Genomic DNA, 15,738 nt, shown 5'->3' on the forward strand with positions numbered 1-15,738 from the left:
ATACATGAACTTCCTCCCACCGCACGAGGAGTCCCATGAGCCGCCGCATCACCGCCGCACTGGTCGCCGTCGGCGCGACCGTCCTCGCCCTGCTCGCCCCGGCGTCCGCCTCCGCGAGCGCCCGCCCCTCCCCCGTGCCCCGCACCGTCGTGCTCGACGGCAACCGGCTGGCGCTGACCCGGCTGCTGGTCAAGGCCGGCGTCCCGCAGCTGCGCAGCGAGCTGCGGACGCTCACCGGACAGGCCGACGGCTACCTCACCCAGGGGCCCTGGTCGGTGATGGACAAACCGCAGACCGCGCCCAGCGGGGACAAGCACGACTACCTCAGCGAGGCCCCGTACTGGTGGCCCAGCCAGCCGCAGACCGCGGCCAACCCGTGGGGCTGCCCGTACGTCCAGAAGGACGGGGTGCGCAACCCCGCCATCGACACCATCACCGACCACAGCGAGCGCGGCGAGATGTTCAACGCCGTCTACACCCTCACCCTGGCCTGGTACTACACCGGAAAGGCCGGCTACGCCGAGCGCGCCGCGCTGGACCTGCGGACCTGGTTCGTCGACCCGGCGACCCGGATGAACCCCAGCCTGAACTACACCCAGTTCATCCCCTGCAAGGTGGACGGACGCGGGATCGGCATCATCGACTTCTCCCAGCAGTTCACCGACATCCTGGACGCCACCGCGATCCTGGACACCGGCGCCCCGGGCTGGACCGGCGCCGACCACACCGGGATGACCAGCTGGGACAGCCAGTTCCTCAGCTGGCTGCAGACCAGCCAGAACGGCTCGGACGAGGCCGCCGCGACCAACAACCACGGCTCCTTCTTCGACATGCAGGAGGCCGCACTGGCCCTGGCAACCGGGCAGAAGGCACTGGCCACGAGCATCGTGAAGGGCGCCGAGAGCAAGCGCCTGGACGTCCAGCTGGCCGCCGACGGCAGCCAGCCGCTGGAGCTCACCCGGACCACCAGCTACCACTACTCCGACTTCAATCTGCTGGCGCTGACCCGGCTGGCCCAGATCGGCGAGCACGTCGGCGTCGACCTCTGGCACTACACCACGCCCGCCGGCGGCAGTCTGCTGAAGTCCGTGGACTTCGTCGTCCCGGCCGCGACCGGCGCCGCCGCCTGGACCTATCCGGAGCTGAACTTCCAGGCCTTCGCCGCCAACGACGTGATCCGCGCGGCGGCGGACGCGGGCGACCGGACCGCGCTCAGGGCGCTGCCCGAGCTCTCCGCGCAGCCCGGCGGCGACGTCTGGCTGCTGCGCCCGGCCGCGGAGCAGCTGGACCCGATCAGCGGGTGACGGCTCCGGCCATGAGCTGAGGGAGGCGTGGTGCCCTCGGGCACCACGCCTCCCTCAGCTCAGCGATCGGTGGGTGTCAGGGCGTCAGACCCGGGGGGTGTGCTTCTCCGGCTGGTCCGCCGACCGGCCGTCCGCCTCGGCCGGTTCCGCGTCGGGCTCCGGGTCCGGTTCCGCGTTCGGCTCCGTGTCGGGCGTGTCGGGGACGTCCTTGGTGAAGGCGACGCTCGAGTCGCCGATGGTCGCGTCGTCCGCGGGACCCTCCGGGGCCAGCCGGGACCTGCCCAGGCGGTTCTCCGGTTCAGGGCGGTTTCGGGACAGGATCAGATAGCCGACGGCGACCACGAAGCAGATCAGCGAGGTCCAGTCATTGAGCCGCAGGCCGAAGAAGTGGTTGGCGTGGTCGGTGCGCAGCGACTCGATCCAGCCGCGGCCCGCCGTGTAGCAGGCCACGTAGAGCGCGAACAGCCGCCCGGAGTGGAAGTTCCAGCGGCGGTCCGCGTAGAGCAGCAGTGCCACGCAGGCCAGGTCCCACAGCGACTCGTAGAGGAAGGTCGGCTGGAAGACGCCGTGGGCGATGTCGCCGTTGGCGTCGGTGTAGGTGATCTTGAGGCCCCAGGGCAGCGTGGTGGGGTCGCCGTAGAGCTCCTGGTTGAAGTAGTTGCCCCAGCGGCCGATGGCCTGGGCCAGGATCAGCCCCGGCGCCAGCGCGTCGGCGAAGGCCGCCAACGGGACCCCGCGGCGGCGGCAGCCGATCCAGGCGCCGAGCGCGCCCAGCGCGACCGCGCCCCAGATGCCCAGGCCGCCGTCCCAGATGTAGAGGGCGCGGATCGGCTGCTCACCGGACTTGAAGTAGAGCTCCGGGTCGGTGATCACGTGGTAGAGCCGGCCGCCGACGATGCCGAACGGAACCGCCCACAGGGTGATGTCCACGACGTCGTCCGGGTTGCCGCCGAGCTTGATCCAGCGGCGCCGGGTCAGCCACAGGGCGGCGGCGATGCCCAGGATGATGCACAGCGCGTACGCGCGGATCGGCAGCGGGCCGATGTGCCAGACGCCCTGTGAAGGGCTGGGGATGTACGCGAGTTCCATCAGGGCCGATTCCCTCGAGGCCGGGCGGGTGGGGGCCTCCCGCTGCTGTGCCGGTCTGTGCTTGTGCGGCCCCACATTACATCCGCCGGGAAACGGTTGGGCCACCCGCGTGATCATGCCGCGCGGTGGTGCGGGATCGGCCCGCGCGCCGCTGCGGCGCGGCCCGGGGAGGGGGCCGCGCCGCAGCGTGCTGGAGCTGCTCGGTCAGCTCGCGGTGCAGGTGAGCGTCGGAGCGGTGTTGGTGCCGGAGTAGGTCGCCCCGAAGCCGAAGCTGGTGTTGCCCCCGGCGGCGATCACATTGTTGTAGGGCTCGTTGGCCGCGGTGACGGCCGAGCCGGAGTGGGTGTAGACGGCGTTCCACATGCTGGAGACGGTCTGGTTGCCGGCCCAGGTCCAGGTGACGGTCCAGGACTTGGTGGCGGTGGTGCCGGTGTTGGTGACGGTGACGTTGGCGTTGAAGCCGGCGCCCCAGTCGCTGCTGATGCTGTACGTCGCGGTGCACCCGACGCTGCCTCCGCCGCCGCTGGAGGCGGAGGTGGTTCCGGTGACCGTCGCCGAGGAGGCGGAGACGTTGCCGGCCGCGTCCTGGGCGGTGACGTGGTAGCTGTACGCCGTCGAGGCGGTCAGCCCGGTGTCGGTGTAGGAGGTCGTGGTCACCGTGGCGACCTTGGTCGAACCCCGGTACACCGCGTACCCGGTCACACCCACGTTGTCCGTGGACGCCGTCCAGGTCAGCGACACACTGCTGCTGGTCGTCCCACTGACCGCCAGGTTGGTCGGAGCGGAGGGAGCAGTGGTGTCACCGCCGCCGCTGGAGGCGGAGGTGGTTCCGGTGACCGTCGCCGAGGAGGCGGAGACGTTGCCGGCCGCGTCCTGGGCCGTGACGTGGTAGCTGTACGCCGTCGAGGCGGTCAGCCCGGTGTCCGTGTAGGAGGTCGTGGTCACCGTGGCGACCTTCGTCGAACCCCGGTACACCGCGTACCCGGTCACACCCACATTGTCCGTGGACGCCGTCCAGGTCAGCGACACACTGCTGCTCGTCGTCCCGCTCACCGCCAGGTTGGTCGGAGCGGAGGGAGCAGTGGTGTCACCGCCACCGCTGGTGCTGCCGAGCGCCGGGTAGGCGTTGGTGACCAGCTGCTGGAACTGGGCCGCGAACCAGTTGCCGGCCGGGATGTCGTAGCCCGGGATGGCGTCGGTCGGGTAGGTGCCGCCGTTGCCGTCGGTCTGGGTCCCGCTGGGGTCGCAGTGCGGGTCGCCATGGGTGTGCGTGCCGCTCGGGTAGTCGCCGTCGGACTCGCCCGGGGGCTTGATCCAGACGTAGGCGATGATCGGGTCGCTCGCCCCGTACGGCTGCGCGGTCGGCCGCGAGCCGATGCCGGCGCCGTTGACGTTGCACCAGTCACCGCGGAACGGCCGCTGGTCGATCTTGTTGGCCGTCACGTAGGAGTTGACGTCGGTCGGGCTGGAGTTCAGCGAGGTCGGCCGGGCCGATCCGCCCCAGCCGTTGCGGGAGGTGTCGATGAGCATCCCGACCGAGCTGGGGAAGCCCGCCGAGACCAGCGAGGCGTGCATCGCCTCGTCGTAGGTGTGCTCGTCGAAGTACGGGTTGTACTGGTAGAAGTTGGCCGAGTCCAGCGGCTGCCCGCCCACCTGGAGCGTGGAGTTGGGCAGGAACGGCTCGTCGGTGGGGGTGGTGTTGGCGGTGTCGCTGATGAAGCCGTCCACGCTGGCCACGCCGGCGGTGGTGGCCTTGGCGACCTTGGCGAACTCCTGGGCGGCCGGACCCATGTTGCTGGACCAGCCGAGCCAGCCGGAGTGGCCGATGTCCAGGTAGGTGTAGACGTTGGGGATGGCGTGCAGCTTGTTCAGGGTGTACTCGACACCGGTCTCGTAGTACGGGGTGGCGGTCGCACAGGCCGCCTTGCTCTGGTTGGTGACCGCGTTGGGCAGCGAGTCGGGCTCGATGATCGTGGAGATCCGCAGGTTGCTGTAGGTGCTGCTGCCGAGCAGCGCGGCGATCGGGTCGACGTACTGCGACTCGTACTCGGTGAGGCCGGCCGCCGTGGCCGGGATCTCGCCGTTGGAGGCGAGGGCGGCGCAGTCACGGCCGGGGAGGTCGTAGATGACCACCTCGAAGAGCACCGGGGTGGAGCTGCTCGCGGCCTGCGTCTCCGCCTTGTCGAGCTGGGCCTTCAGGCCGAGGTGGGTGCTGTCGCCGGCGATGGCGCCGATGTGGTCCATCCAGATGGCGGTCTGGTAGCTCGCGACCTTCGCCTCGGTCGAGCCGGTGGTGCCGCCGTCCGCGGTCGCCTGGGCGTTGACCTCGGCGACGTAGTCCGGATTGAGGTAGGGCGTGGAGCCGACGTACGGGTTGGCGACGTGGGTGACCGCGGCGCTCGCGGACTGGGTGGCGGCGATGGGGACCAGCATGGCCGCACCGAGGGCGGCCGCAGCGGCGGCCGTTCGGAAGCGGGCGAGCGGGCGGGGGGGATGTGGCACTTCACGGTCCTTTCGGGTGGGTGGATCGTGATCGACAACCGGCCGAAACCGGGTGAACGGGGTGGGAGCGCTCCCATTCGAAGCAGGCTTACGACTCCTGCCGACGGCGGCAACCAGTGGGAGCGCTCCCGATCGTCCGGCGGTTCTGACGGCACGTCAAGACCCTTGACGATGAGCAGAAAATTTCTGACTGTGGGACTGTTGTGAAGCCGGCGCTTCCGCTACCTTGACGCCCGGCAGCCAGTGCGAGCACCCCACCCAGCCAACAGAATCGGGTGCTCCCCATGCGATCCCGCACCACACTCCTGCTCGGCACGGCCGCCGCGGTCGCCGGATTCACCGCGGCGCTGCTGCCGATCGCGGCGTCCAGCGCTGCGGCGGCCACGGTGTCCTGCAGCGTCAGCTACTCGGTCAGCAACGACTGGGGCAGCGGGTTCACCGCCGCCGCGACCATCACGGACACCGGCACCGCCGCCGTCCAGCCCTGGACGCTGACCTACACCACCACCGGGAACCAGACCCTGCAGAGCGGCTGGAACGGGACCTGGTCCCAGTCCGGCCACACCGTCACCGTCACCGCACCCAGCTGGAGCACCAGCATCGCAGCCGGCGGCTCGGTCACCACCAACGCCAACTTCGGCTACTCGGGCACCAATTCGGCGCCGACCGGCTTCGCGGTCAACGGCGTGGCCTGCGGACCGACGTCGACCCCGACGACGGGGGCACCGACGACGGCGCCGCCCACCACCGCGCCGCCGACCACCGCACCGCCCACTACGGCCCCACCGACCACTGCACCGCCGACCACCGCGCCGCCCAGCGGGTCGGCGCCCGCGCTGCACGTCTCCGGCAACAAGTTGGTGAACGCGAGCGGCAGCACGGTCACCCTGCACGGGGTGAACCGCTCCGGTGCGGAGTTCGCCTGCGTCCAGGGGACCGGGCTCTTCGACGGACCGGTCGACCAGGCCTCGGTGGCCGCCATGGCGAGCTGGCACATCAACGCCGTGCGGGTGCCGCTGAACGAGGACTGCTGGCTCGGCGAGTCCAATGTCCTGGCCGCCTACTCGGGTGCCAACTACATCAACGCGATCAAGAGCTATGTCGCGCTGCTGCACCAGAACGGCCTGGTCGCCATCCTGGACCTGCACTGGACCGACGGCGTCTACACCGGCAACTCCTCCGCCTGCAGCAGCGCCACGGCCACCTGCCAGAAGCCGATGCCGGACGCCGCGGGGGCGATCCCGTTCTGGACGTCGGTCGCCAACACCTTCAAGGGCGACAACTCGACCGTCTTCGACCTCTTCAACGAGCCCTACCCGGACCGCGCCACCAGCACCACCGCCCAGGCCTGGACCTGCTGGCGGGACGGCGGGACCTGCTCCGGGATCGGCTACCAGGTCGCCGGGATGCAGTCGATGGTGAACGCGGTACGCGGCACCGGCGCGAGCAATGTGCTGATGCTCGGCGGGCTCGCCTACTCCAACGACCTCACCCAGTGGCTGACCTACGAGCCGACCGACCCGGACCACAACCTGGCCGCGTCGTGGCACTCGTACAACTTCAACACCTGCAGCAACAGCTCCTGCTGGACCAGCCAGATCTCCCCGGTGCTGGCCCAGGTCCCGCTGGTGACCGGCGAGTTGGGCGAGAACGACTGCGCCCACGGCTACCTGGACACGCTGCTGCCCTGGCTGGACAACGCCGGCGCCTCGTACCTCGCCTGGACCTGGAACACCTGGGACTGCTCCTCCGGCCCGTCCCTGATCAGCGCCTACGACGGCACGGCCACCGCCTACGGCGCCGGGTTCAAGGCCCACTTGGCGGCACTGGGGTAGGCGGGTTGGAGGTGGGGCGGGGAAGCGGGGGCCGGGGAGGCGCGGCCGGGGAGGCGGGGCGTCGCCGCCGGTGCGGCGGGATCCCTCCATCGGCCGAGCCCCCGTCCCGCCCCCGTCTCCGACGTGCGCGTTCGCTCCCGCTGAACCACCATCACCTCCCTGGGGCACGCCGCTCCATGCCGGGCTGGGGTGGCTCGCTGCCGCTCGCGGCCAACAACGAGGAGCGGGGAGGGCGGCGGGGCGTGCGATGCCGGGCGGCGCGCCCCTGCCCTCCCGGTGCGGGGCGGCGCTGCGGCGGTGCGGAAACGTTCCTGCGAGGCGCCTTCGGTTGAACCGGGGTCACTTTTGGGACGCCGGGTCATTCTTGGTACGGGCATGTGCGGATGAATCGGGCATAACGGCAAGATCAAGTGACACCTTGTCCCGAAAGTGACCCCGGTTCGCCCGTTCGCCCGTGTTTTGGGGTCACTCGCCCTGTCTCGCGCCCAGGCGCCAGCCCCACGCCCCCGCCGCACGCTTCGCGCCGGGCCCAGGCACCCCCCGCCCTTGTCGCCGGCGCGAAGCGCCTTCTTTCCGGGCGCGAGCCCGGGAGACGGCGGGCCAGGTCGCGACAGCAACAGTGCCGTTGCAGGCGTGGGGCGTCCCGCTTCGCCGCTACGGCAGGGACGCGGTGAGGTCGACCTCGACGAGTTGGCCCTGGAAGCCGAGGCGGGCTACTCCCAGCAGGGTGCTGGCGCTGGTGAAGGCCTCGCCCAGGGCCGACTCCGTGAGGTGATGCCAGGTGGCGGCCAGGGTCGAGACGTCGTCACTGACCACGTAGACCACCGAGCGGACGACGTCGCTCGGCGCTGCGGCCACCGCGGCCAGGGCGATCAGGGCGTTGGTCACCACCTGGTCGATCTGGGCGGGTAGATCGGCGGGGCCGACCAGCTCGCCCGATGGGCCGATCGGGCACTGGCCCGCCAGATGGGCGGTGCGCCCGGCCTCCACCACGGTGATGTGGTGGTAGCCGGGAGGCTGGTGGAGCTGGGGTGGATTGCTGCGGGTGATCCGGGTCGTCATGGGCGCGAGTCTGGGCGACCTGCGGTGGTCGCGCATCGGGTTTTTGCGGCGGCGGGGCCGGGAGGTGGGGAGGTAGGACCATCGGCTGAGGCCGTCCCCGTCCGGCGGCCGATGATCAGCGGCTGCGTTGGAGCGAGACTGATGTCCTTCCGGGGGTCGGTTCAGCGAAGGTGGCGGCGGGATGCGTGCGGTGTGGTTGCGGGAGTTCGGCGGGCCCGAGGTGCTGGTGGCCGGGGAGGCGGCGGATCCGGTGGCGGGGGCCGGCGAGGTGGTGGTGGAGGTCGTGTACGCCAACATCACCTTTGTGGAGACGCAGTTCCGGGCCGGGGGGAAGGGTCCGTTCCGGGCGGAGCTGCCGATGGTGCCCGGCAATGGGGTCGGTGGTGTGGTCGCCGCTGTCGGCGAGGGGGTGGACCGAGCGCTGCTCGGGCGGCGGGTGGTGAGCAGCACCGGTGGGTCCGGTGGATACGCCGAGCGGGTGGCCGTGCCGGCGGTGGGGCTGTACCGGGTGCCGGAAGGGCTGGCTCTGGACGATGCCGTCGCCCTGCTGGCCGACGGCCGGACCGCGGCCATGGTGCTGGCGGCCGCCGAAGTCGCTGCCGGGGACACGGTGTTGGTGGAGGCGGCGGCGGGCGGGGTCGGCAGCCTGCTGGTGCAGTTGGCCCGGGCGGCCGGGGCTCGGGTCGTCGCGGCAGCCGGCGGGGAGCGCAAGCTCGCCCTGGCCCGGGAGCTCGGAGCGGACCTCGCCGTGGACTATCGCGAGGACGGGTGGGACGGGCAGCTCCGGGAGGCTCTGGCCGGCGGCGAGGTGGATGTGGTCCTGGACGGCGTGGGCGGGGTGATCGGTCGGACCGCCTTCGGGCTGCTGGGGCGTGGTGGTCGCATCGTCAGTTTTGGGCTGGCCAGCGGGGAATGGGCTGGCGTGCCGGAGCAGGAGGCGGTCGCGCGGGGCGTCCGGATCCTGTCGGCGAAGGCCTCGCCGGAGGCGATGCGGGGGTTCACCGAAGCGGTGCTCGCCGAGGCCGCCGCCGGGCGGCTGCGGCCGGTGATCGGGCAGAGGTTCCCGCTGGACCGCGCCGCCGACGCGCACCGGGCGATGGAGACGCGGTCCTCTCTGGGGAAGACGCTGCTGGTGGTCGGCGACGACGACCGCTGAGCTCAGTCGCGGAGCAGGGCGACCGCCGCCAGCAGGGTGGCGGTGCCCGCTGCGGCGGGGAGGGTTAGGCGTTCGCTCAGGAGGGTGATGCCGAGGAGCAGTGCGGCCACGGGTTCCAGCATCATCATCACCGACACCGCCGTCGCCCGGACCACGGTCAGCGCCGCGAAGAAGAGCGAGTAGGCCAGCGCGGTGGGCACCGCGCCGAGGTAGCCGAGCAGGACGACGGCGGTGGCGAGGTGGTGCCCGGCGGGGAGCAGCGGTCCGGTCGCGGCGGCGAGGGCCAGCAGGCCCAGGGCCCCGACGGCGAAGCCGCTGAGCGCACGGTCGTAGGCGTCGTGGGCCCGGCCGTCCCGGGTCTGGGCCTGGGTGAGCAGGTTGATCGCCGCCGAGCCCGTCGCCGAGCCGAGGGCGCAGAGCAGGCCCCAGAGCGGAGCGGTGCCGCCGCCTGACGCGGCGTCACTGCCGAAGGCCAGCAGGGCGAGGCCGGTGACCGCCAGGACGATGGTCGCGACGCCGCGGCGGCCGAGCCGTTCGCCGAAGACCGCGCGTGCTCCCAGGGCGGTGAGCACCGGGGCGGCGCCGAGGGTGGCGGTGGTGCCGAGGGCGAGGCCGGCGAGGTCGACGGAGGCGAGGTAGCAGGTCTGGAAGACCGCCATCAGGATGCCGGTGCCGATCAGGGCCGGCAGCCCGGGGCGGAGCGTGTCGGTGGGGCGGCGCAGGAACGGCCTGGCGGCCACCAGCAGCAGTGCGCCGATGGCGAAGCGCCAGAACGAGACGGCGATGGGGCCTAGGCCGCTGCTGCGGTGGAGGATCGCGGCGACGGCGCCGGCACTCCCCCAGGAGGCCGCGGCCAGGCCGACCGCGAGCAGCGCACGGCGGCGGGCTCTCGTCGGGTGGGGGGTGGGGGTCGCTTCGGTCGGTACCGGGTGCGCGGCGAGGGCGCGGGGGCGTGCGGGCAGGGCAGGCTGAGAGGGCATGGCAGGGCTCCGGAGGTGGTCGCTGAGGTCCGCGGATGGCGAGCACGCGGGCAGCGTTCACCGTGCCGACGACCCCGGTCGGAAGCCCGAGGAGGGTGACGCCGGTCAGCCTGGAGGTTGCCGCCCGCTATCGGCGGGGCGGCGGAAGGACGGCGAGCGAGTACGGAGCCATGGGTCGGACCCTATCCCCTGCTCCACTTGTCAGGGAACCGCCTGCTGGAGCCGTCAGGGTCACCGCAGCCGCCACGGCGTGCGGGTGCCGGAGTTGAAGGCGGCCTGGCCCTCGGCGAGGGCGGCCGGGTCGTCGCCGAGGGTGACCAGGGTCTTGGCGACCTCCAGGGCCTGGCGGTAGCCGAGGTCCTGGGCGTACCAGACAGCGCGCAGGGTGGCCTGGACGGCGAGCGGCGGCTGGGAGGCGATCACTGCGGCGACGCGCCGTGCGGCGTCCAGGAGTTCGGGGCCCGGGACGACCTCCTGGACCAGGCCGATCTGATGCGCCCGCTGAGCCGAGAGCCGTTCGTGCGCGCCGGTGAGCTGCATCCGCATCACCTCGCCGAGCGGCATCCGCTGCAGCATCGCCATCGACTCGAAGACCGAGGCCATGCCGAAGCTGGTGTGCGGGTCGAAGAAGGTGGCGTGGTCGGCGGCGATGATGAACTCCACCTGTCCGAGCAGGTAGAAGGCGCCGCCGCAGGCCATCCCGTTGACCGCGGCGATGACCGGTTTCCAGAGGTCGCCCGAGGTCTTGGGGCTGATCCAGTCGCCCGGGTCGTCGAAGTGCAGCGGGGTGCCGCCGCGGATGCCGATGGGCTGGTCGTCGGTGCCCGGCTCGGCGGTGTCCAGGGTGCCGCGGTCGAGCCCGGTGCAGAAGGCCCGGTCGCCGGCGCCGGTGAGGATGACCACCCGGACCTTGTCGTCCTCGCGCAGCCTGCGCCACAGCTCGCGGAGCTCCTGCATCATCCGCAGGTCGAAGGCGTTGTGGACCTCCGGGCGGTCCAGCGTCACCGTGGCGACGTGGTCGCTCTCCTCGTAGCGCAGCGTGCTGAAGTCGGTCTCCATGCGCATTCCTCCGGTCGCGGCCCTGGCACATCAATTGAGAACACGTTCTACTTATCAGCCCGGGCCATCGTCCCGGTCGGCCGCGTCGGAGGGAAGAGGCAGGATGCGCGAGCAACGGCACGGCAGGCGCGTGATGATGGCCGAGGACCAGCGGGACGCCTTCCTGCGCGGGCAGCGGACCTGCCGGGTGGCCACCGTGGCCGCCGACGGACGGCCCCACGTCACCCCGCTGTGGTTCGTCTGGGACGGCTCGGCACTGTGGCTGTACTCGATCACCCGCAGCCGGCGCTGGGGCGAGCTGGAGCGCGATCCGCGGGTCGCCGTGGTGGTCGACAGCGGCGAGGAGTACGGCGAGCTGCGGGGCGTGGAGCTGACCGGTTCGGTCGAGCAGGTGGCCGAGGCGCCCAGGACCGGGCTCGACTACCGCGGGCCCTACCAGCTGGAGTCGGCCGAGAAGCTCTTCGCCGCCAAGTACGGGTTCGGCGCGACCATGTACCACGACGGACGGCACGGCTGGCTGCGGCTCGCCCCGGCCACCCTGACCAGTTGGGACTTCCAGCGGTTGAACGGCGACTTCGCGCGCTGATCCGAACTGCCGGTCCGTCAAGGTGCCGCAGGTCACACGGGTCCGCCCGGGCCGATCTGACAGGATGCTGCGATGGCAGAAGCTCCGATGGCCACCGAATCCGGTCAGCCCCGCGTGATCTCCGACTTCGTCGACCTGCTGCGTCTGGACGACCTCGACCTCAACCTGTTCCGGGGCTGGTGCCACGCCGGTGCGCCGCTGCGCGCCTTCGGCGGGCAGGTCGCGGCCCAGGCGCTGGTGGCGGCCGGGCGCACGGTGGAGACCGGGCGCCCGGTGCACTCGCTGCACGGCTACTTCATGCGCCCCGGCGACCCGCGCCGCCCGCTGGTCTACGAGGTGGAGCGGCTGCGCGACGGCCACTCCTACTCCACCCGGCGGGTCACCGCGATCCAGCGCGGGGAGGCGGTGTTCACCCTCTCGGCCTCCTTCAAGCGGCCCGAGGAGAGCCCGGAGCGGCAGGCCGTGATGCCGCTGCTGCCCGGGCCCGAAGGGCTGCCGAACCCCTACGCGGAGTGGGCCGAGAGCGGGTCGGAGAGCTACTGGGCGACCACCGGACGGCTGACCCTGGACATGCGGATCATGCCGCCCGGCACCGAGGGGCTGCCCGGCCGGCCGGCCGGGGTGGAGGAGCAGTTCGTCTGGCTGAAGTCCGCCTCCAAGCTGGCCGCGGACGACGCGCTGCTGCACGTCTGCGCCCTCGCCTACCTCTCGGACCTGACGCTGGCTTCGACCGCGGCCCTGCACCTGCAGCTGCCGCGCTCGCAGCGCAACGAGGCGCCGCCGACCGTCAACCTGGCGTCGCTGGACCACGCGATGTGGTTCCACCGGCCGTTCCGCGCGGACGAGTGGCTGCTGTTCGCCCAGCGCAGCCCGTCCGCCTCGGACGGTCGGGGGCTGGCCCAGGGCGAGTTCTACACCAGGGACGGCAGGCTGGTCGCCTCGGTGGTGCAGGAGGCGCTGGTGCGCGAGAAGCGGCGCTGATCCGCCGGCCCGGAGATATCCGGAGATATTACGTCCCGGCCGACAGGATCTTACGTGGCTCATCGGTGCTGAACCTCCGGGCGGACCGGTGCGTATGGTCTCCCGACAGCGGGCTTCAGTCCCTCCAGCCTCAGCTCTCTACAGGAGTAACCATGGCCGAAGAGTCCCAGCAGACCACCGCCCGTCGAACCGTGCTCGCGGGCGTCGGGGTGGTGGGCGCCGCCGGCGTCCTCGCCGCCTGCGGATCGAGCGGGAGCGGGAGCAGCAGCGCCGCCGGCGCCGCCACCACCCCGGCCGCCGACCCGAGCACCACGGCGGCGGGCGGCGCCACCAGCAGCGCCCCCGCGGCCGGCAGCTCCAGCAGCGCGGCGGGTGGTTCCGGCGGGGGCACGGTCCTCGGTGCGACGTCGGAGATCCCGGAGGGCGGCGGCAAGGTGTTCGCCGACCAGAAGGTGGTGGTGACCCAGCCGAGCGCGGGCACCTTCAAGGCGTTCACGGCGGTCTGCACCCATATGGGCTGCACCGTGGGCAGCGTCTCCGGCGGCACCATCAACTGCCCCTGCCACGGGAGCAAGTTCAGCATCGCCGACGGCTCGGTCGCCGGCGGACCGGCCCCCTCGCCGCTCGCGGCCGAGACGATCGCCGTCAGCGGCGGCCAGATCAAGCTTTCCTGAAACGAGAACATCGTTTCACCGGTGTGGACCCGGCTGACGGGTCCACACCGGTCAAGTGATCTGATACGGCGTCATACACCTGCAACACCGTTCCCGGTACCATGGCGGGGTGTCCAAGGTAGACCTGTCCCCCCGGCCGGTCGAGGCTATGTCTCCCCGCCAACTGGAACGCCGGAAACACCTGATCAGGGCCGCGATCGATCTGGTGGCCGAGATCGGTGTCGAACGCGTCCAGATGAAACAGGTGAGCGAACGCTCAGGGGTCGCCCTAGGGACGACCTACCGGTACTTCTCCTCGAAGGACCATCTGCTGGCCGCAGCCGTCTCGGACTGGCGCGGAATGCTGATGACGGATCTCGCCGCGGAGCTGCGCGGCTCCCCGGTCCCGCTGGCCGGCACGGACCGGGTGGTCCGCTTCGTGCACCGGGGCATGCGGGCCTTCCAGCGGCAGCCGCACCTGGCCCATCTGCTGGTCGCGGTGACGGTGTCCACCGACCCGTTCGCCAGCGAGGCGGTGGACGAGATGGCCAACGCCGGGCGGGCCTCGCTGCTGGCGGTGATGCCGCAGGTGCCGCCGGCGGCGCGCAGCGTGGTCCCGCACATCATCGACGCGGCCTGGCAGAGCGAACTGGTGGCCTGGGTGACCGGGCGCAGCACCCTCGGCGACGCCTACCTCCGGCTGGAGGAGGTCATCCGGGTGGTGCTGGCCCCGTACGCGGCGGCCTGACCGACCGACGGCCCGGTCCGGGCGGCGGGTCAGGTCCGGTCGGCGGTCAGCTCCAGGCGGTGCGGCCGTGTTCGGCGAAGAGTGCGTCGATCTTCTCCAGGTCGTCGCCGGTCAGCGGACGGTAGCCGGCCCCGGCGTCGGCCGCCGTGCCGTACGGCCGCCAGAGGACCGGGTCGTCGGTGCGCCAGCGCTCGGCGCGCAGTCCGGTCTTGGCGGTCTTGTGGGTGGCGGTGGCCGGCATCCGGGCGACGAAGCGGACGAAGCGCGGCGGCATCTTGGTGCCGAGGTCGGGCTGGGCCGCCAGGAACTCCGCCAGCCGCCGGGCCAGCCCCGCCGCCACGGTGTCGGCGCCGGGCCGCAGCTGCACCGCGGCCATCACCTGGTCCCCGGCGACCGGGTCGGGGACGGCGTAGACCGCCACCGCCTCGGCCTCCGGCCAGCGGCCGAGGATGTTCTCGATGTCGGCGACGGCCAGGTTCTCGCTGTCCACCCGCAGCCAGTCCGCGCTGCGCCCGGCGAAGTGGAACCAGCCCTCGGCGTCACGGTGGAACAGGTCCCCGGTCCAGTACCAGCCGCGGCGGACCCGGGCGGCCCCGGCCTCGGGGTTGCGCCAGTAGCCCTCGAAGCCGGCCCGTGCGGTGCGGTTGACCAGTTCGCCGATGGCCTCGGCGCCGTTGAGCAGCCGGCCCGAGGCGTCGAAGCGGGAGCGCGGGCGCTCCTCCCCGGTCTCCGGGTCGACCACGGCGAGGTCGTCGTCGGGGCCCGAGCCCTCCCGGCCGACCGCTCCGGCCGGGGCCGCCGGGTCCTGGCGCAGGTTGCAGCCGCCCTCGGAGGAACCGTAGCCCTCGACCAGGCGGCAGCCGAAGCGCGCCTCGAACCGCGCCGCGTCGACGGCCCCGGCCTCGGTGCCGAACCCCAGCCGGAGCGGGCTGTCGGCGTCGTCCGGACGTTCCTCGGTGGCCAGCACGTAGGAGATGGCCCGGCCCACGTAGGTGAAGTAGCCGGCCCGGTAGCGGCGGACGTCCTCCAGGAAGCCGGAGGCGGAGAAGACCGGGCGCAGCGCGACCGTGCCCCCGGCGAGCAGCATCGGCGCCCAGAGCGCCATGGTGGCGTTGCCGTGGAACAGCGGCATGCAGGCGTAGCCGGTGTCGTCGGCGGTCAGCCGGTACATGGTGCGCAGCTTGTCGCCGGCCCTGGCCAGCCGCTGCTGGCTGCAGACCACCGCCTTGGGGGCGCCGGTGGACCCGGAGGTGAAGGTCAGCAGGACCCGGGTGTCGGGCGCGGGCAGCACCGCGGGGGGTGCGGCGTCCCGGTGCTCGGCGAGCAGCGCCGCATACCCGGGGCCGTCGCTGTCGCTGTCGAGCACCGGTACGGTCAGGGCCAGTCCGTCGAGCAGCGGCAGCCTGCGCCGTCCGGTGACGACCAGGGCGCAGTCGGTGTGCCGGATGTCGCGCAGCAGGTCGGGTCCGCGCCGGGTGGGGTTGATCCCGACGGCGGTGGCGCCGGCCAGGGCACAGGCCTGGAGCCAGTAGGCGTACTCGGGGGTGTTGTCCAGCAGCAGGCCGACGTGCGGGTACGGCGCCCGCTGCTCGGCGAGCAGCCGCACCAGCAGCGCGGCGCGGGCGCAGGCGGCCCGGAACACCTGGTCGTGGCTGTGGCTGAAGCCGTCGCCGACCAGCCCGGGGGCGTGCCGGCCGCGCTGGGCGAACACGGCGTCGAGGAGGGTCGGGCTCGGTCCGGGTGCGGGCATGGGGGCTCCCAGCGTCAAGCTCCTGACGATCCG

At 72.2% G+C, this 15,738-nt stretch carries 13 protein-coding genes; 7 read left to right on the top strand and 6 right to left on the bottom strand.

The genetic code is table 11. From position 1 onward, the window contains the following. The first annotated feature begins 35 nt into the window (after positions 1-35). Entirely contained in the window at positions 36-1,304 is a 1,269-nt protein-coding gene (locus ABUW04_RS21280) for an alginate lyase family protein (protein ID WP_380566236.1), read from the top strand. 84 nt (positions 1,305-1,388) lie between these two features. Here ABUW04_RS21280 and lgt read toward each other — a convergent pair whose 3' ends face one another. Continuing rightward, positions 1,389-2,393, bottom strand: coding sequence for a prolipoprotein diacylglyceryl transferase (lgt, locus tag ABUW04_RS21285; RefSeq protein ID WP_380566238.1), 1,005 nt, complete (start codon positions 2,391-2,393; stop codon positions 1,389-1,391). Between the two features lie 204 nt (positions 2,394-2,597). After that, positions 2,598-4,895, bottom strand: a complete 2,298-nt coding sequence (locus ABUW04_RS21290) for a glycoside hydrolase family 6 protein (protein WP_380566239.1) — start codon at positions 4,893-4,895, stop codon at positions 2,598-2,600. A 284-nt stretch (positions 4,896-5,179) separates the two neighbouring features. Here ABUW04_RS21290 and ABUW04_RS21295 point away from each other — a divergent pair, with 284 nt between their 5' ends. Next, positions 5,180-6,730 carry a cellulase family glycosylhydrolase gene (locus ABUW04_RS21295; protein ID WP_380566240.1) on the top strand — a complete coding sequence of 517 codons (1,551 nt, stop codon included), beginning with the start codon at positions 5,180-5,182 and terminating at the stop codon, positions 6,728-6,730. Between the two features lie 654 nt (positions 6,731-7,384). Here the strand turns inward: ABUW04_RS21295 and ABUW04_RS21300 are convergent. Beyond that, a complete protein-coding gene (locus ABUW04_RS21300; protein ID WP_380566241.1) occupies positions 7,385-7,792 on the bottom strand; it encodes a Rid family hydrolase in 408 nt (135 codons plus the stop codon). Between the two features lie 181 nt (positions 7,793-7,973). Between ABUW04_RS21300 and ABUW04_RS21305 the strand changes: the two genes are divergently transcribed. Then, positions 7,974-8,948: a zinc-binding dehydrogenase gene (locus ABUW04_RS21305; RefSeq protein ID WP_380566242.1), complete on the top strand. Its 975-nt coding sequence runs from the start codon at positions 7,974-7,976 to the stop codon at positions 8,946-8,948. 2 nt (positions 8,949-8,950) lie between these two features. On the opposite strand, the gene ABUW04_RS21310 is transcribed toward ABUW04_RS21305, so the two are convergent. Both ABUW04_RS21310 and ABUW04_RS21315 read right to left on the bottom strand, forming a co-directional pair. Further along, positions 8,951-9,928 (bottom strand): DMT family transporter, encoded by a 978-nt coding sequence (locus ABUW04_RS21310; protein ID WP_380566243.1) that lies wholly within the window; start codon positions 9,926-9,928, stop codon positions 8,951-8,953. Positions 9,929-10,159: 231 nt separating this feature from the next. Continuing rightward, entirely contained in the window at positions 10,160-10,987 is an 828-nt protein-coding gene (locus tag ABUW04_RS21315; RefSeq protein ID WP_030264794.1) for an enoyl-CoA hydratase/isomerase family protein, read from the bottom strand. Positions 10,988-11,090: 103 nt separating this feature from the next. Between ABUW04_RS21315 and ABUW04_RS21320 the strand changes: the two genes are divergently transcribed. The 4 genes from ABUW04_RS21320 to ABUW04_RS21335 all read left to right on the top strand — a co-directional run bounded on the left by ABUW04_RS21320 (position 11,091) and on the right by ABUW04_RS21335 (position 13,955). Continuing rightward, positions 11,091-11,573, top strand: coding sequence for a pyridoxamine 5'-phosphate oxidase family protein (locus ABUW04_RS21320; RefSeq protein WP_380566244.1), 483 nt, complete (start codon positions 11,091-11,093; stop codon positions 11,571-11,573). Positions 11,574-11,645: 72 nt separating this feature from the next. After that, the gene (locus ABUW04_RS21325) at positions 11,646-12,554 is read left to right on the top strand and encodes an acyl-CoA thioesterase (protein ID WP_232242752.1); all 909 of its coding nucleotides are present in this window, start codon (positions 11,646-11,648) and stop codon (positions 12,552-12,554) included. Positions 12,555-12,706: 152 nt separating this feature from the next. Further along, on the top strand, positions 12,707-13,228 hold the full coding sequence (locus ABUW04_RS21330) for a Rieske (2Fe-2S) protein (protein WP_030264784.1): 522 nt from the start codon (positions 12,707-12,709) through the stop codon (positions 13,226-13,228). Between the two features lie 109 nt (positions 13,229-13,337). Then, entirely contained in the window at positions 13,338-13,955 is a 618-nt protein-coding gene (locus ABUW04_RS21335) for a TetR/AcrR family transcriptional regulator (RefSeq protein WP_380566245.1), read from the top strand. A 46-nt stretch (positions 13,956-14,001) separates the two neighbouring features. Here the strand turns inward: ABUW04_RS21335 and ABUW04_RS21340 are convergent, their stop codons facing one another. After that, entirely contained in the window at positions 14,002-15,705 is a 1,704-nt protein-coding gene (locus ABUW04_RS21340) for an AMP-binding protein (protein ID WP_380566246.1), read from the bottom strand. Positions 15,706-15,738 lie beyond the last annotated feature (33 nt).

It is taken from the genome of Streptacidiphilus jeojiensis (assembly GCF_042510965.1).
GTDB classification, from domain to species: Bacteria; Actinomycetota; Actinomycetes; order Streptomycetales; family Streptomycetaceae; genus Streptacidiphilus; species Streptacidiphilus jeojiensis.